This is a genomic window from Janthinobacterium sp. EB271-G4-7A (assembly GCF_020858075.1).
GTDB lineage: Bacteria > Pseudomonadota > Gammaproteobacteria > Burkholderiales > Burkholderiaceae_D > Janthinobacterium > Janthinobacterium lividum.
Genome location: NZ_JACYMI010000001.1, coordinates 2,839,211 through 2,855,828, shown reverse-complemented (window position 1 = coordinate 2,855,828; position 16,618 = coordinate 2,839,211). Strand labels below are relative to the sequence as shown.

The window sequence follows — 16,618 nt, the reverse complement described above, 5'->3', positions numbered from 1 at the left end:
CAGAGGTGGAGATCAGCCACCAAAGTAGCGTTTTTTACAGCAATTGTCCAGATGGAAAGTTTTCCACGTGGATTTATTTGGCTTTACTGCCGCGCAGCAGCCTGAGGCCGTTCGCCACCACCAGCAGGCTGGCGCCCACGTCGGCGAACACGGCCATCCACAGGGTCGCCATGCCGGCCAGGGCCAGGCCGAAGAACACGGCCTTGATGCCGATGGCAAAGCTGATGTTTTGCACGAGGATGCTGCGCGTGCGCTGGCTCAGGCTGATGAATTCAGGCAACTTGCCCAATTCATCGTCCATCAGGGCCACGTCCGCCGTTTCGATGGCCGTGTCGCTGCCGGCCGCGCCCATGGCAAAGCCGATGTCGGCCTGCGCCAGGGCCGGGGCGTCGTTGACGCCGTCGCCCAGCATGGCGACCACGCCGAACTGCTGCTGCAAGGCCTTGATTTCATCCAGTTTATTCTCCGGCAGCAATTCCGCCTTGACCAGGCTGACACCGACTTCATCGCCGATGCGCTGGGCCGTCAGCAAATTGTCTCCCGTCAGCATCACGGTGGTCACGCCCAGCGCATTTAATCTGGCAATGGCGGACGCCGCCGTCGGGCGCAGCACGTCGGCCACGGCGATCACGCCCAGCGCGCCGGCCGAGGTGGCCAGCACCATGGCCGTGTAGGCTTGCTGTTCCAGCCGCGCCAGGATGGCTTGCAATGCCGGCGTCAAGACATTCAATTCCGTCATCAGGCGCGCATTGCCCAGATAGTATGTCTGGCCATCGATCGTGCCTTGCACGCCGCGCCCATGCAGGGCGGCAAACTGGGTGACGGGCAAGTGGCTGCTGGCGGGCGGGCCCGCCTTGACGATGGCGGCGGCCAGCGGGTGGGCGGAATTGGCGTCCAGACTGGCGGCCAGCAGCAGGATGGCGTCGCGGTCGCTGCCGTCCAATGCCACCACGTCCGTGACGGCCGGTTTGCCCATGGTCAAGGTGCCCGTCTTGTCGACGGCGATGGCCTTGATGCGGTAACCCGTTTCCAGGAATTGCCCGCCTTTCACCAGAATGCCGCGCCGCGCGGCCGCCGTCAGGCCGCTGACGACGGTGACAGGCGTGGAAATGACGAGCGCGCATGGGCAGGCGATCACCAGCATCACCAGCGCCTTATATACCCAGGCCATGAAGGGCGCGCCAAAAAGCAAAGGTGGCAGTACGGCCACCAGGATGGCGAACACGACCACGGCCGGCGTGTAGTAGCGGGCGAAATTGTCGACAAAGCGCTGCGTGGGCGCCTGTTTTCCCTGGGTTTCCTCGATCACCTTGACGATTTTCGCCAGGGTGCTGTTGCCGCTGTTGGCAGTGACGGTAACGTCGAGCAAGCCCCGTTCATTGATGGTGCCCGCATACACGACGTCGCCCACAGCCTTGTCCACCGGCATGCTTTCACCGGTGATCGGCGCCTGGTTGACGGACGATTCGCCGCTTTGCACGATGCCGTCGAGGGCGATGCGTTCGCCCGGCTTGACGCGCATCAGCGTGCCGATGGCCACTGTGGCGACGTTCACCTGCTGCCAGGCGCCACTGGCGTCGGCAACGGTCGCCGTGTCGGGCGCCAGTTGCATCAGGCTGTGCACGGCGTTGCGCGCGCGGTTCAGGGACAAGCCTTCGATCAGCTCGGCGATGGCGAACAGGAAGATGACCATGGCCGCTTCCGGCCACTGGCCGATGGCGATGGCGCCAAAGACCGCCAGGCTCATCAGGAAATTGATGTTCAGGGTGAACGTTTTCAGGGCAATCCAGCCCTTTTTCAGGGTCGGCCAGCCGCCCGTGGCGATCGACAGCAGGGCCAGGGCGATGACGAGGGGCGAACTGTCTTCATGCGTGGTCCATGCCAGCGCTTCGGCGCCGGCAGCGGCCAGGCCGGAAACCACCAGCAAGCCTTTTTGCATGCCGGACAGGCTGCCTTCGTTCGGGTCGCGCGCGACGACCGCGTCCGTCTCCATGGGAATCGCCTGCATGCCGATGCCGTGCAGCGCCGCTTCCACCGTGGCCAGCGACGGCAGGGTGTGGTGCACGTCGAGCACGCGGTTCATCAGGTTGAAATCGAGGCCCACGACGCCGGCCATATTGGCCAGCTTGTTGCGGATCAACCGTTCTTCCGTGGGGCAATCCATGTTGGCAATGCGGTATTTGGCCGTGTTGGCGCCGGCGATGGGCGTGCTGGGCAGGACTGGGCCGGTTGGGACGGCAGGCGTGGACGAGCACGCATGCTGGCTGGAACAGCAACTGGCCGCCTTGGGCGCAGGGCTGGGTTCGTGCGCATGCTTGTGGTCGTGCGCATGGGTATGGTTATGGCTATCGTGCGGCATCGCATCGTCCTTCCGGTTTCGTGTATGCTTCCATTAGAAACCCTGTAGCCGCTACAGGGTCAAGCGGAATTTGCATGAAAGAATGAAAAGGGGATACCATGCGTATCGGAGAACTGGCCAAACGGACAGATTGTGACGTGGAAACCGTGCGTTACTATGAAAAGGCGGGCTTGCTGCAGGAACCGGGCCGCAACAGCGCCGGCTACCGCGAGTACCGGGAAGAACACCAGGAGCGGCTGCAATTCATCCGCCATTGCCGCTCCCTGCAGATCGGCTTGACGGATATCCGTGCCTTGCTGGAATTTAAGAACAATCCGGCCGAAGGTTGCCAGAGCGTCAATGAATTGCTCGACCACCATATTCTGCGCATTGCCGAACAGATGGCGAATCTGCATACCCTGCAGCAGCAACTGGTGACCTTGCGCCATCAGTGCGACCAGCCGCAGCCGTCGCAAGACTGCGCGATTTTGCAAAACCTGTCCGAGGCGGCCAGCGGCCACGACTGCGCCTGCCATACCGAACTTCATTGAACCGATTGCTGCATGTTGAAACTGTTGCCTAAAAAAACTTTATTGACCTTATCCCTGCTGTCGCCGCTGAGCCATGCCGCCGATGCACCTGCCGCAGTCGGCCATTACCTGACTTTGTACGCCGTGCCCGGCGTGCCGCAAAATGATGATCCGTACACCTGGAGCACACTTGGCGGCAAGCAGCTGACGAAAGGCGTGACCAAGGCGGACGGCCGTGCCTATGTCAAGGGGGAGGAGGGGGAAGACACGTATATTCTGAAAACTGTCAGCATGCGCTGGCAGCTGAAGGTTCCCGCCGAATGCTGGCAGGGCGCCCCTGACGCCTTCCAGCAATGCATGCAACTGGCCAAAACCACGAGCCGTTATGATGAAGAGCAGGATGCGCTCAAGCTGGCGGAGCAGCAAAAGGAAGCCAGGATGCAGGCCAGGATCGCCGCCTATGCGGTGGCGGCCAGGGCCAACGACGATGCGCTGGCCTGGCTGGGGCGTTTGCCTTCGAGCTGGACCCTGGAAGGCTATGGCAAACGCCTGCTGGGCATCGGCGACAAGATCGCCAGGCATATCGCCGACGAAGTCCCGCAGGACGGGCCGGATGCGCGCCAGTTCGTCTGCCGCGCGCCCGACTACTACGGTTCCGTGCCGGACCAGGCCGCTGTGAATGCCTGGATAGGCGCGCCGCGCGACGTGCGCAAGGTGCGCTCCGGTCCCGCCTGGGATGCGCTGGTGGCGGCCGGCGAAAAGGGCAACTGGATGGCCCGGCTGGCACTGTATTACACCTTGTCCAGCGTCAACGTCAGCGAGCTGAGCCTGCTGGAACAGTACCGCATCGTGCAATTGATGGAATGGCTGCACAAGAAGCAGGTGGGCGGCCTGTATAGCTACTTCAGCGCCAGCATGCCTGCCGCGCCCGGCAATTCCCGCAGTGCCGCCTGGCGTTTGCAGGACCAGGCCTCGCTGTATGCGGCCATGCTGGGCAGTTACGATGACCAGAACAGCCGGGGCAGCGTCTTGCAGGCGGACCCGGACCCCGCGCTGGCCGCGGCGGGGAATAAAATGCTGGCCTGTGCCAAGGCCGCATTGCCGCCACGTCACTAACGCGGCAGCAAGGGCGGGCCGCCATCACCGAGGCGGAATGCGTCGACCACGCGCAATAAATCGTGCGCCTGGTCCTGCATGCTTTGCGCGGCCGCGGCCGACTGTTCGACGAGGGCGGCATTACGCTGGGTCAATTCGTCCATTTCCGTGATGGCATTGTTGACTTCCTCGATGCCCTTGCTCTGGCGCTGGCTGGCCGCCGTGATGTCGTTCATGATTTCCGTCACTTGCTGGACGGAGGCGACGATATCTCCCATGGTGCGCCCGGCGCTGTCGGCCAGTTCGCTGCCCGTTTCTATCCTGGCAACGGAATCCTCGATCAGCTGCTTGATTTCACGCGCCGCCGTGGCCGAACGCTGCGCCAGGCCCCGCACTTCGGTGGCGACGACGGCAAAGCCGCGCCCCTGTTCGCCTGCGCGCGCCGCTTCCACGGCCGCGTTCAAGGCGAGGATATTCGTCTGGAACGCGATGCCGTCGATGACGGCGATAATATCGACAATGCGCCCGGAACTAGCCTTGATCGAGCCCATCGTTTCGACCACCTGGCCCACGACGCGGCCGCCTTCCAGCGCCACGTTCGAGGTCGACAGCACCATCTGGTTGGCCTGGTGCGCGTGATTGGCATTCTCGCGCACGGTATCGGTCAAGGCGTGCATCGACGATGCCGTTTCCTGCAAGGAATGGGCTTGCGACTCGGTGCGGGCCGACAAATCGGCATTACCGAGCGCGATTTCACTCGCTTCCACCGTGATGGTGGAACCCGCCTGGCGTATCTCGCCCAACAAGGTGTTCCAGTTTTTCAGCACGGTGGCCAAGGCGCGTGACAGCTTGCCCACCTCATCGTCGCCCTGCGCCTCGATGCGCGTGGTCAGGTCGCCGGCGGCCAGCGATTCGGCGGCGCGGCAAGCGTCATCGATGGGCCGCACCACGGAGCGCGCCACCCACGTGGCGATCAGGGCCAACAGGGCGAAGCCGATGGCCATGGTACCCAGCGACAGCCAGCCGGCGCGCTGGCCCGCATTCTTGGTATCCTGCAAGGCATAGACGGTGCGGTGGTCGAGATTGAGCAGCACCTGGCGCAACTGCCCGCGCACTTGCTGGTAGTGTCCGGCGGCATTTTGCATCGCCGCCACACCCGTATTCGGGTCCATGGACGCCAGGTCCAGCGCCTGTGCCACGCTGGCACGGTAGCGCTCGATGCCCGGCAGCGCCTGGCCCGCTTCCGTGGCGGCGCCCGAGAATTTCTGCAGTTCCTTCAAGCCTTGCGCAATGGCGTTCAGCTGGCCATCCGTTTGCGTACCGAATTGCTTGAACTGTTCGTCCGACAGGCTGGCCGCGATGGCAATCTTCGCGTACACGTCGGCGTGGACTTGACCCAGGGCAATGGCTTGTTGGTTCGCAAGCCGCTCGGCTGTGAGGGTGACGTCTTTCAGTTCGCGCATGCGCTGCTCGTTCTGCTGCATGGCGAAGTAGGACAAGGCCCCCATGGCCAGCAGGCAAGCCAGCGCGACCACCGGGACGATCAACATCTTCTGTGCGATTTTCATCGGAACCCATATCGTCAAGAGAGCGGAAAACCATCGCGGCGCTGGCGGCGCGGCGGCTGGCTACAGGTAGATGCCGCCGCAGACGACGGTCTCGGCCAGCTTTTCGCAATACATCACTTTCGGCTCGATCTTCTTGGTTTCCGGATTCGTGAACTTGTATTCCTGCCAGAACGTGCCCTTGCTCCTGGCCAGGTCGACTCTTTCCTTGACGAAAGCCTTGCCATCGATATCCTTCAATTCGATCAGGTTCTTGCCGACCATTTTCGGGTTGGCGCCATGCGCGGCCACCGTGCCGTCGAGCTTGTAGACGACCAGGTACAGGTCGTGCAGGATGAATTGCGGCGACTTGGCCGTGATGTCGCCATACGCCTTGGCATCGCCGGCACTCTTGATGTAGGCCACGCCTTTCTTGACCATGGCTTCGGCGTCGGCGCGCGTGGCGCCGCCTTCGGCAGCGCTGGCGATACCAGGTAGCGCAGCGGCGGCAAGGATGAGCGACAGGCACATGGCAGGGGCGAACTTGGGCATGAGAATCTCCTTCACATTGCGGCAGGGGAAAGCCGGCGGGGGAACCGGTGCGGTAAGGCGGCGCCTATGGAAGTGCCGACGGTTCATGGTAGCGCGATGCCAGCGAGCATGCGCTGGTGCAACAGATATTTTTTCAGTGGGGCGTTTTTGCAACGCTGCGTGCAGCTTGCAAAAACGCTGTTTTCAGAGGGGAAACGGTGCTGAAGGCTATCGATACGCTAGTGTGGTGCCTGCGCCGCGCTACCAGTCGGCCGGGTCTTCCGCCGCCGCGCGCGCTAGGTCCTCGCGCCAGTCCTGCATCACCAGGCGGTAGATATCGGCAAAGAAGGCGCGCGGGTCGTCCATCTCGTCCCACCGGGCCGGCAGCGCATGCGTGCTTTCGGGGTCATGTTCGAGGATGGCCTGGAAATCGTAGGCGGGGTCTTGCAAGGCCTGCGCCAGCACAGCCACCAGCGCGTGGCGGTGGCGGTAGCCGAGTTCCTTGTATTGCGACGTGATGTCGCGCCGTATCAGCGCCGCGCGCTGGGCGGGATCGTTCATGTCCCAGGCATCCAGCTCCACGCCCAGGGTTTCTTCGCGGTCATACACGTCAAAGGGACCGAGGAAATGGTGCAAGGTGGGAAGGTAGGGGGCGTCGCTCCAGGGGCCGCGCAGCATGGGAGTCTTTCGTTTGATTGCTAAAGAGTTACGCGCATTCGGGCAAGGTCCAGCCTTCGTCGCCCATGTCCGTCGGGTAGATGGCGCGGTTCTGGCCCCAGCGCGCATGGTCGAGAATGCCGTCTTCATGCATGTCCAGCACCCATTCCGTGCTTTCCAGCAGGGTTCCATCCTTGTGATACACGCGGAAAAAGGTGGATGTGCTGAGGGCGCGCACGATGTTCTGCGGCACGCCGTTGCCGTAGTGCGGCACATAGGTCTTGATCACGCACGTGCCCTGATCGTTCCACTGCTGTGCATAGACGGTGGCATTGCGCGCCGCGCTCACCTTGATGAATAGCCAACCTGCCAACACAATGATGAGCAGGAAGGCGGCGGCGATCAGGCCGGTTTTCTTGAGTAGCTGCATGAGGTCATGGCATGGCCAAAAACGAAGTTGCCGCATTGTATGTCAAGAGCGGAAATACTTGCTGTACAGCACGTACTGCAAGTATTTCCCCGCGTATGGCCGTCTATTTCGCCAACGTCGCCTGCAGGGCGTTCGCCATTTCCAGGTGATGTTGCAGCGCTGGCAAGGTTTTGACGGCAAAGGCCTTGATGTCGGGATCGCTGGCTTTCTGGCTGGCGTCCGTAAACAGTTTCACGGCTTCCTTGTGCGCCGCCACGCCGATGCTGGCCGCATATTCCTTGTCGAAGGGCTGGCCTTCCAGGCGGCTCAGCTTGTCGATCTGCGCCTTGTGTTTGGCGCCGGGCTGGTCACTGACCTCGATCTGCTTGCTGCTGGCCAGCTGTTTCAGCTCGTCGGCCACTTTCGTATGATCGGTGACCATGGCGTCGGCGAATTTCTTCACCTCGGGATTGCTGCTCTTGCTTTGCGCCACTTTGCTGGCAGCAATTTCCGTGCTGCCCGCATCGGCAGCCTTGCTGAGGAATTGCTTGTCGTACGCGCCTGGCGCGGCAGCGGCGATGCTGTTGATGGCGATGCCGCTCAGGAGCGCCACGGCGGCGCCGATGGCCACGCTTTTCAGGGAGGGCGTACGCGAACTGGTGGTAGAGATAGGCATGGGAAATCCTTTCATATCATGAGCGCATGCGTGGTTTTTTCTGCAAGCTGATGACAATGTTAAGCCCGCAGCCTGCGCACACCCATAGGACAGTCACGACCATGCCCGTAGGACTAGTCCTGTTCGTTAGCGCACAATTCGACTTGTTTCAGCGCAAACAAGGCGGCAATGCCCGCATCGCGGCGCCAGGCGGGCATGCCGATATCGAGCCATTCTGCCATCGCGTCCAGGTGGGAGGGTTCCGAGACGCTGTGTTCGAGTTCGTCGAGCACCGTGTCGCGGTCGATGTACAGGCTGTCCAGCCAGGCGTCGAAGGATGGCGCCAGCTCCATCATTCCGTGGGCCCGCTTGCCCGTCCAGTCCGGCAACTCCTGCACATAGGCCAGTACCCGGCCGCCGCCTTCCTCCGTCAGGTCCAGGTAGACCATGGAATTGCCCCCATCGCGGGCGAACGGCAGGATGCGCACCGGCATGTCCGTATGCTTGCGCGCGGCGCGGATCTCGCCCACCAGGGTTTCATCGCAGAAATCGCCTTCGTCGGCGCTGAAGAAGGTATTGAAGCCCATTTTTTCCACGCCGCCATTGCCGTCCGGCACATCGCAGGTGTAATCAAAATAAGCGCCGTTGGCTACTTGCAAGAACGCGAGGAAGGCCGGCGGCAACGGTGCTTCCAGCAAGGCTTCGATGGCGGCGATCTGCTGCACCGTGGGGGCAGGCTTGGCGCCCTCGAGCGCCAGGTGGCGGTATTGCGTGTAATAAGTCATTGATTATCCTTGTAAATTTCTTGCGACCGCCACGCCGTCCTCGCAGCCCGTCTCCACCTTGGCCAGCGCATCGACGAGGCCGGCGCGCAGCACGGCCATCGAGCGGGCCTTGTCGTCTATCTGGGCAATTTTCGTTTCCAGCATTGCTCGTTTGGTGCCCGCATCGAGCGCGTTTTCCTGCCATACAGCAATGACCTCGGCGATTTCCTTCAAGGTAAAGCCCAGCGCCTTGGCGTGGCCGATCAGCTCGATGCGCCGCAGCGCCTGCGCCGAATATTCCTTGTAGTTATTCGTCAAGCCCGGCTGCGGCGCTTCGTCCAGCAGACCCTGGCGCTCATAGAAGCGCACCGTGTCCTTGCTCACGCCCGTCAGGCGGGTAATTTCTCCGATGCGCATCGTTTTCCCTTGACCGTGGACTAAAGACCGCAGTTTACAGTAGAAACACTTTCAACTACGACACTTTTAACATGCTCCCATACGACTACACCAAGCAGACCGTGCTGATCACGGGCGCCTCGTCCGGCATCGGCCGCGTCTTCGCGGAAACCCTGGCCGCGCGCGGCGCCCATTTGCTGTTGCTGGCCCGTTCCGGCGCAGTGCTCGACAGCCTGGCCAGGGAACTTTCCCAGCGCCACGGCATCCGCGCGCATGCGCTGGTGGCCGACCTGGGCCTGCCCGGCGCCGCAGCACAAGCCCACGCGCAAGCCTGCGCGCTGGGCATGGCGCCCGATGTACTGATCAATAGTGCGGGTTTCGCCACGCACGGCCGCTTCGAAAGCATCGATCTGGCGCGCCAGGGGCTTGAGGTGGCCGTCAATTGCACGGCCCTCATGGAACTGACGCACTGCGCCTTGCCGCACATGCTGGCAAAAGGGCGGGGCGCCATCATCAATGTGGCGTCCACGGCCGCGCTGCAGCCCGATCCCTACATGGCCGTGTATGGCGCCAGCAAGGCTTTCGTGCTGTCGTTTTCGGAAGCCCTGTGGGCCGAAAACCGCAGCCGCGGCGTGCGCGTGCTGGCCCTGTGCCCGGGCGCCACGGAAACGGCCTTTTTCGACGTGGTGGCGGCACCCGAAGCGGCCGTGGGCAAGCGCATGGATCCTCAAGCCGTCGTCGACGAAGCGCTGCGCGCGCTGGACCGTGGCCGCAGCAGCCATGTGGCAGGCAGGCCGAACCGGCTGCTGGCGTTGCTGCCGCGCTTGCTGCCGCGCCAGACCGTGCTGGGGATCGTGGAAGGCATGCTCAAGCCGAAGGTGGCGTAGGCTTCAGAAGGCCATGGTGGAGGACATGGCTGGCGCGGTCAGCATGGCTTGTCGCTGCGCATGGTGCCTATTTGATGGCGGCATTGATAAAAACGTCGTCGAGGTTGCGCGGTTCGCGCGCGACCTTGCCCGTGCGTTCGAAGCGGAAACGCGCAGACATCGCATACGCAGCCTTGCGCACGCGCATGATGGAACCGAGCGGCCGGTGCGCCAGCAAGCCATGCCAGGGACTGAAGGCCATGCCGTCATCGACGGCACGCGAAAGGGCTTCGCTCCAGCCCGCCTGCGGCTGGGCCGTGATGCGGGCCACGGGCAGATACGGGCTGTCTGCCTCGGGCCAGGCGACGGAAGCGTCTTCCAGCGGCATGCTGGCGATGTCGCGGCACAGCTGGATACGCACTTCCCAGGTGGCCGCATGGCGGGCAAAGTAGGCCACGACGGCGTCGCGCAAGCCATTCGGCTTGCCATCCAGGTCGACAGGCGCACCTTTCAGGGCTGACAGTTCCGGCAACACGGGCACCAGCGCCACCTTGGCCATGTAGACGCCATATAAAATGGGCGCCTGGCTATAGTAGGTTTCGCCCAGCACATGGGTTTCCGGATGGCCACCCAGGCTTTTCAGCGTACCGCTTTCGCCACCCACGGCTTCGAGCGCCTTTTCCGCTCCCTGCAGTACGGTCGACAGCGCCTGTTTCAGGCGCGGGACTTTATCCGTGGTACTGGCCAGCAGCTTCAGGCTGCCGAGGAACTTTTTCGCGCTGGGTGCGAGGAAGGCGGGACCGTTGACGAGCACGAAATCCTGCGTGCTGCCGGGCTCCGTGCCATCGTCCGGTTCCAGGCTGGACAGCTGCGTGCCCGGTACGCCGGTCACTTTGATGGCCATGCCACGCGGTACGGACACCTTGTCGTCAAGCATGTCGCCAGGGATGGTGGAGATGCGCATGACCACATCGTAGCTGGCCGGCGTGGCAAACAGGCCTTGCGCCAGCTCGGGCGCCAGGCCATCGAGTACCTGCAGGCGGGCGCGCAGCAAGCCGTGGCTTTTCGCATGCACGCTGCGCGTGGCATGGCCCGAGTCGGCATAGGTAGTGGCGGAAATGCCGTGCAGGGTCTGCAGCAGCTGCGCGCACGTCTCCTGCTCGCCGTCCTCTTCAAACTCGTAGCGCGGCTCGTAAGGCAGGGGCGGGCGTGGAATGGCGAACATGGCTTTTCCTTGTGATGGGTGAGTGTGCCCCCATCATTGCCGCCAACGCCACATCCTTCTGTTTGCTGGCATACACTGGCCCCTAAATACCTGCCGATGCCGCCTTTTGCGCCACGAAAGCGGCCGTCCGGTAGGGCACGCTGATGCTGTCCCGCCCGCGCAATGCCGGCTCCGAGGCGATCATCTGGCGAATCTCGTCGTCGATGCGCTGGCGTTCCTGCGGCGGCAAGGCGGCAATAAAACTGGTGGAGCGCACGCGGTTGAACAGCACGTCTTCGGCCGTGCCCGTATGCTCCTGGGAAAATTGTGTTTCCTGCAAGTGCGTCAGCCCCGCGTGGGGGAAGACGTGGCGCCAGGCGCCCGTGTAGTAGCGGGGCGTGTCGCCCTCGACACGGTTGACGATGGCGTCCAGGCTGGCCACCCAGGGCACGCTGGCGTCGCGCAAATTCCACACCAGGCCCAGCCTGCCGCCCGGCTTGAGCACGCGCAATATCTCGTCGAGCGCCGCCGGGGTCGCGAACCAGTGGAAGGCTTGTGCGCAAACAACGGCATCGACCGAGGCGTCGGGCAGGGGAATGGACGTTGCCGTACCTGCCAAGGCCTGGACTTGCGGCAAGGTTGCGGACAATGTCGCCAGCATGGCCGGCACGGGTTCCACGGCGATGACCGTGGCGCCCAGGTCCAGCAGGCGCGGCGTGAACTTGCCCGTGCCGGCGCCCAGGTCCAGTACGGTTGTGCCCGGCCCCAGGCCCAGGCTATCCTTCAGCCAGGCCGACACTTCCGGCGGGTAATCGGGCCGGCCCTTGACGTAGCTGGCGGCCGCCGTGGCGTAACCGCCGGCTGCCGCGTGATGGATGTTGCTGCTCATGCAAGACTCCTCGGATGGTCGTGGCATGAGCGTAGCAGATTCCGCACTGGACGGCGCCTCAGTAGCGCGCATCCCTGGGCTTGCCGCCCTTCGGCCAATCCTTGACCTTGTCGGGGAAGTCCGGGCGCGGCATGTGCGTAAAATATTCGGCCACGTCGACGGCATCCTGGTCGGACAGGTTGCCTTGCCCCAGCGGGAATTTCTGGCCGTGGCCCATCACCATGTTGGCCTTGACGAAGCCGGCCGCCGTGTAGGTGCGGGCCATGCCGGCACCGATATTGAAGGAACGGTCGCCCCACAGCGGCGGGAAGGCTACTACGCCATTGGCGCCCTTGATGCCCTCGCCATTTGCGCCATGGCAGACGGCGCATTGCTCGGCATATACTTTTTTGCCATGCACGGGATCGGGCAGCAGATTGCGGTCGATCTTCGCCACGCCGCGTCCCGCCACCTTGTCATTCGCCTGCGTGGCGCCCTTCATCCAGTCGATATAGGCGACCATCGCCTGCAGATCGGGGCCGTCCACGGGCAGCGGCTTGCCGTGCATCGAGCGGCGGAAGCAGCCATTGATGCGCTCGCCCAGGCTGATGATCTTGCCGGCGCGCGGCGCTTCTGACGGGAAGAAGGCGGAAATGCCGAGGAAGGGCGAACCGTTGGCCACCGTGCCGCCATTCAGGTGGCAGCTGCTGCAATTGAGGTCGTTGCCCACGTTTTGCGGCAGGCGCGCGCGCGTTTCCGTCATCAGCTGCATGCCATGGATCAGCTGGTTGGCATTCGGATCGGCCGTCAGGGCGGCGAAGCGGGGCGTGACGAAGCCGCCCGCGTCCGGCGCCTTGAGCTTGAGCTCCTTGCGCACCTTGGCGATCTGCGCAGGCGTGACGGGCGCGCCTTGATTGCCCCACTTGCCGCGCACAAAGGTGAGGATTTCCGCCAGTTCCGTGTCCGACAGGCGGTCATACGCGGGCATGCCGAAGGAGCGGGGCGAATGCTGCGTGACGGCCGACTGCCAGCCCGTCAGCGCGATATGGATGACGGAGGTGGCATCCTTCGACTGCACCGAGTCGTTCTGCGCCAGCGGCGGGAAGATGTTTTCCACGCCGCGGCCGTCGCGGCGGTGGCAGGTGGCGCAAAACTGCAGGTAGCCGAGGCCGCCGCGCGTGTTGTACAGGGCGTCGTTGCTGGCCGCCACGAGGGGCGCCGTTTTCTTCGGCGGCGCGGCCGCCCCATTCTTGGCGGGCAAACTGTGCAGGTAATGCGCCAGCGCATCGAGGTCGCCATCCGTGAAGTACTGCGTGCTGTGCGTGATGACTTCCGTCATGCTGCCAGCCGCCGTGCCGAAACTGTTGCGGCCCGTCTTGAGCAATTGCACGATGTCGCCCGGTGTCCACAGGCTGCGCAGGTTCACCGCATGCCAGCCGTCGAAGGTGAAGCCGGACAGGTAGTGCTTGCCGCCGCTGCCATCCTGGCCCATGGTCTTTTCCTGGAAGACCACGCCGCGCGGCGTGTGGCAAGAGCCGCAATGGCCGAGACCCTGGGCCAGATAGCTGCCCCGGTTCCACATGGCCGACTTGGCGCTGTCGGGCTTGAACGGCGCGTCGTCGAGGAAGACGGCGTTCCACAGCGACAGGCCCCAGCGCATGCTGAACGGCCATTTCATGTCCGTTTCGCGGTTTTTCTGCGCCACGGGCGCCACGCCGCGCTGCAAATAGGCGTACAGGGCTTGCATGTCGTCGGGCGTGATCTTCGCGTAGGAAGGGTAGGGCATGGCCGGATACAGGTTGTGCCCGTCCGCCGCCACGCCCTTGCGCATGGCGCGGTCGAATTGTGCAAAGGTATACGTGCCCAGGCCCGTCTTGGCGTCCGGCGTGATATTCGTGCTGTAAATGGTGCCGAACGGCGTCTTGAGCTCCAGGCCGCCGGCCATGGCGGCGCCGTTCGGGCTGGTGTGGCAGGCCACGCAGTCGCCCAGTCGGGCAACATACTCGCCGCGCTTGATCAGCTCGGCCGACGCGGCGGGCGCAGGCGCGGCCCAGGCGCCGGCGCAGAAGGCCAGCATGCCCAGGAGCATGGCGGCAAGCCGGCCAAACAGCGAGGGGGGAGGAAGCAGGAGGACGGTGCGACCCGCGATGCAGGATGGAAATGGCGTTCATGGTGACCCTTTATTATTACGCGCAAGCTTACGCAGTCGTCACCACGGCGAACATTGGGAGTTTCTTTCGATCGACTAGGTAATTTTGCCTAGTGTTTTACGCTGGAAAATCGTGTAGGCCAACTTACAAGCTGGCCATGATGCGCTCGCGCAGCCAGCGGTGGCCCGGCTCAAGGTGCATGCGCTCGTGCCAGACCATGGCCATCTCGTAGTCGGGCAGGCTGACGGGCGGTTCCCACGTGCGCAGGCCGCCCAGCGCGTTTTTCAGCAGGCGCGACGGCAGCAGGGCCACCATGTCGGAAGCGGCCAGCAGGGGTGGCACGATGAGGAAGTGCGGCACGGACAGCACCACCTTGCGCGTGCGCCCCAGCGTTTCCAGGGCCGTATCGACGTTGCTGCGGAAGCCTCCGCCGTTGGGCGAGACGACGATGAATTCCAGCGCGCAAAACTGCTCGAGGTCGGGCGGCGTTTGCAGCAGCGGGTGGTCGCGGCGGCCCGCCAGCACATAGTGCTCGGTGAACAGGGTGCGATGGCGCAAGCCGGGTGGCGCTTCTTCCTGCGCCAGGAAACCCAGGTCGACCTGGCCGCTTTCCAGGTCTTGCGCCATGCGCGCCGGCACGGCTTCGAAGACGGCCATGCGCGACAACGGCGCCTGCGCGCGCAGGGCGGGCAGCATCGGCAGCAAGATCGCATACTCGGTGGCATCGGCCGCCGCCAGGTTCCAGCGTACCTCGGCCGTGGCTGGCTCGAACGCCTGTTCCGGCTGCAAGACTTGTTCCAGCTGGGCCAGCACGGCTTGCAAGGGCGCGAACAGGGCCAGCGCCCGCGCCGTGGGCAGCATGCCGCGCGGGCCGGGCAAGAGCAGTGGATCGTCGAAAGCGGCACGCAGTTTGCCCAGCTGCACGCTGACGGAAGGCTGGCTCAGGTGCAGCCGCGCAGCCGCCCGCGTGACGTTGCGTTCAATCAACAGCGCGTTGAGGGTCAGCAGCAGGTTCAAGTCCAGTTTGTGCGAATCCATCTTACGCAAATTGTTCATGGCTATACCTTGTATATCAACTATTCATTTTCACTATGATAGCGCAAGCCCTACAGTAGTTCCTGTGATCTCCACTCCTCATCCATTACAGGAATAAACTGATGCAACTCCATGAATATACAAGCTTTGATGGTCTGGGACTGGCCCAGCTGCTGCGCGAGGGCGCCGTCTCGGCCGCCGAATTGCACGACGCTGCCATGCGCGCCTGCGCCGCCGTCAACCCGCAGATCAACGCCGTGGTCGAGCTGTGGCCGGCGGATTTGACTGCCATCGACAGCGCAGCGCCGTTCGCCGGCGTGCCATTCCTGATCAAGGACGTGGCCGTCACCATGGCCGGCCAGCGCAGCGAAGCGGGCAGCCGCCTGGGCGCCGGCCATGTCGCCGCGCTCGATTCCCACCTGATGACGCAGTTTCGCGCCGCCGGCTTGGCGACGTTCGGCCGCACGAGCACGCCGGAAATGGCCTTTGCCACCACCACGGAACCCGTGCTGTACGGCGCCACGCGCAATCCCTGGAATTTGGCATTGAGCGCGGGCGGCTCCAGCGGCGGCGCGGCGGCGGCCGTGGCAGCCGGCATCGTGCCGCTGGCCCATGCGACGGACGCGGCCGGGTCCATCCGCGTGCCGGCCGCCTCGACGGGCCTGTTCGGCTTGAAACCGAGCCGTGGCCGCGTCTCGAACGGCCCCGCGATGGACGAGATCTTCAGCGGCCTGGGCGTGCAGCTGGGCGTGAGCCGCACGGTGCGCGACAGCGCCGCCTTGCTTGACGCCGTGCAGGGAGTACTGCCGGGCGAGCCGTATCTGACGAGTCCGCCCAGCCACAGCTGGCTGTCGCAGGTGAGCGCGGCACCGGGCAAGCTGCGCATCGGCGTGCAGCGCGCCGCCTGCAATGGCGCCCATCCCGTGCCCGCCATCGACGCCGCGCTGGACGCCACCGTGCGCCTGCTGGAAAGCCTGGGCCATCACGTGGAAGAAGTGCAAGCCGCGCTGGGCGTGTCGTGGCAAGCGTTCGTGCATGCCAATGCCAGTATCTGGTGCGCCAACCTGGTGCTATGGATCGATGCCCTGGCGCAAGAAAGCGGGCGCGCCGTGTCGCTGGACAACCTCGAAGCGGCGACCCTGGCCTGTTACCGCCATGGACAGACGATCTCTGCCGTCGATTTCGTGGCGGCCCTCGACGTACGCAACACGGTCACGCGCCAGGCCGGCGCATTGTTTGAGCAATACGACGTCTTGCTGACGCCCACCATGCCGGACTTGCCGTGGCAGCTGGGGCACTATGGCGAAAAGGAGGAACAGCTTGATGGGCTGGGCTGGACGGCGCGCCTGTTCGAGCATTCGCCCTATACGCCGCTGGCGAACGTGGCGGGCTTGCCAGCCATGTCCGTGCCGCTGTCCATGTCAAATGAGGGCTTGCCGATCGGCATGCAGTTCATGGCTGGCTACGCCAGGGATGGCGTGCTGCTGCGCCTGGCAGGGCAACTGGAGCGGGCGGTGCCGTGGGTGCAGCGGCGTCCGCCCGTGTGGGCGGGGAATTAAGAAGGAAAAGAAGGAGG

16 protein-coding genes are annotated in these 16,618 nt (G+C 64.0%); 4 read left to right on the top strand and 12 right to left on the bottom strand.

The window, feature by feature from the left end; all coding sequences use genetic code 11:
• Positions 1-73 precede the first annotated feature (73 nt).
• Entirely contained in the window at positions 74-2,359 is a 2,286-nt protein-coding gene (locus IGS58_RS12935; protein ID WP_230521613.1) for a heavy metal translocating P-type ATPase, read from the bottom strand.
• 98 nt (positions 2,360-2,457) lie between these two features.
• Between IGS58_RS12935 and cadR the strand changes: the two genes are divergently transcribed.
• Together cadR and IGS58_RS12925 are read left to right on the top strand one after the other, a co-directional pair.
• Entirely contained in the window at positions 2,458-2,889 is a 432-nt protein-coding gene (gene cadR / locus IGS58_RS12930; protein WP_230521612.1) for a Cd(II)/Pb(II)-responsive transcriptional regulator, read from the top strand.
• Between the two features lie 12 nt (positions 2,890-2,901).
• Positions 2,902-3,984 carry a hypothetical protein gene (locus IGS58_RS12925; RefSeq protein ID WP_230521611.1) on the top strand — a complete coding sequence of 361 codons (1,083 nt, stop codon included), beginning with the start codon at positions 2,902-2,904 and terminating at the stop codon, positions 3,982-3,984.
• Here the strand turns inward: IGS58_RS12925 and IGS58_RS12920 are convergent.
• From IGS58_RS12920 to IGS58_RS12890, 7 genes are all read right to left on the bottom strand, one after another.
• Positions 3,981-5,531, bottom strand: a complete 1,551-nt coding sequence (locus IGS58_RS12920; RefSeq protein WP_230521610.1) for a methyl-accepting chemotaxis protein — start codon at positions 5,529-5,531, stop codon at positions 3,981-3,983. The two genes, IGS58_RS12925 and IGS58_RS12920, sit on opposite strands and share 4 nt — an antisense overlap.
• A 60-nt stretch (positions 5,532-5,591) precedes the next feature.
• Positions 5,592-6,059 carry a cache domain-containing protein gene (locus IGS58_RS12915; protein ID WP_230521609.1) on the bottom strand — a complete coding sequence of 156 codons (468 nt, stop codon included), beginning with the start codon at positions 6,057-6,059 and terminating at the stop codon, positions 5,592-5,594.
• A 240-nt stretch (positions 6,060-6,299) separates the two neighbouring features.
• Positions 6,300-6,716 carry a hypothetical protein gene (locus IGS58_RS12910; protein WP_230521608.1) on the bottom strand — a complete coding sequence of 139 codons (417 nt, stop codon included), beginning with the start codon at positions 6,714-6,716 and terminating at the stop codon, positions 6,300-6,302.
• A gap of 28 nt (positions 6,717-6,744) precedes the next feature.
• On the bottom strand, positions 6,745-7,125 hold the full coding sequence (locus tag IGS58_RS12905; protein WP_230521607.1) for a hypothetical protein: 381 nt from the start codon (positions 7,123-7,125) through the stop codon (positions 6,745-6,747).
• A 103-nt stretch (positions 7,126-7,228) separates the two neighbouring features.
• Entirely contained in the window at positions 7,229-7,780 is a 552-nt protein-coding gene (locus IGS58_RS12900; protein WP_230521606.1) for a DUF4142 domain-containing protein, read from the bottom strand.
• Positions 7,781-7,893: 113 nt separating this feature from the next.
• Entirely contained in the window at positions 7,894-8,544 is a 651-nt protein-coding gene (locus IGS58_RS12895) for an SMI1/KNR4 family protein (RefSeq protein ID WP_230521605.1), read from the bottom strand.
• Between the two features lie 3 nt (positions 8,545-8,547).
• A complete protein-coding gene (locus tag IGS58_RS12890) occupies positions 8,548-8,940 on the bottom strand; it encodes a MerR family transcriptional regulator (protein ID WP_070254448.1) in 393 nt (130 codons plus the stop codon).
• 71 nt (positions 8,941-9,011) lie between these two features.
• Between IGS58_RS12890 and IGS58_RS12885 the strand changes: the two genes are divergently transcribed.
• Entirely contained in the window at positions 9,012-9,806 is a 795-nt protein-coding gene (locus tag IGS58_RS12885) for an SDR family NAD(P)-dependent oxidoreductase (protein ID WP_230521604.1), read from the top strand.
• 67 nt (positions 9,807-9,873) lie between these two features.
• Here IGS58_RS12885 and IGS58_RS12880 read toward each other — a convergent pair whose 3' ends face one another.
• From IGS58_RS12880 to IGS58_RS12865, 4 genes are all read right to left on the bottom strand, one after another.
• Positions 9,874-11,010 carry a catalase family protein gene (locus tag IGS58_RS12880; RefSeq protein ID WP_230521603.1) on the bottom strand — a complete coding sequence of 379 codons (1,137 nt, stop codon included), beginning with the start codon at positions 11,008-11,010 and terminating at the stop codon, positions 9,874-9,876.
• An 82-nt stretch (positions 11,011-11,092) separates the two neighbouring features.
• Positions 11,093-11,878, bottom strand: coding sequence for a class I SAM-dependent methyltransferase (locus tag IGS58_RS12875; protein WP_230521602.1), 786 nt, complete (start codon positions 11,876-11,878; stop codon positions 11,093-11,095).
• Positions 11,879-11,936: 58 nt separating this feature from the next.
• A complete protein-coding gene (locus IGS58_RS12870) occupies positions 11,937-13,946 on the bottom strand; it encodes a c-type cytochrome (RefSeq protein WP_230521601.1) in 2,010 nt (669 codons plus the stop codon).
• Positions 13,947-14,151: 205 nt separating this feature from the next.
• Positions 14,152-15,063, bottom strand: a complete 912-nt coding sequence (locus tag IGS58_RS12865) for a LysR family transcriptional regulator (RefSeq protein ID WP_230521600.1) — start codon at positions 15,061-15,063, stop codon at positions 14,152-14,154.
• A gap of 101 nt (positions 15,064-15,164) precedes the next feature.
• On the opposite strand from IGS58_RS12865, the gene IGS58_RS12860 reads away from it, so the two are divergent.
• Positions 15,165-16,601 carry an amidase gene (locus IGS58_RS12860; RefSeq protein WP_230521599.1) on the top strand — a complete coding sequence of 479 codons (1,437 nt, stop codon included), beginning with the start codon at positions 15,165-15,167 and terminating at the stop codon, positions 16,599-16,601.
• Positions 16,602-16,618: the final 17 nt, after the last annotated feature.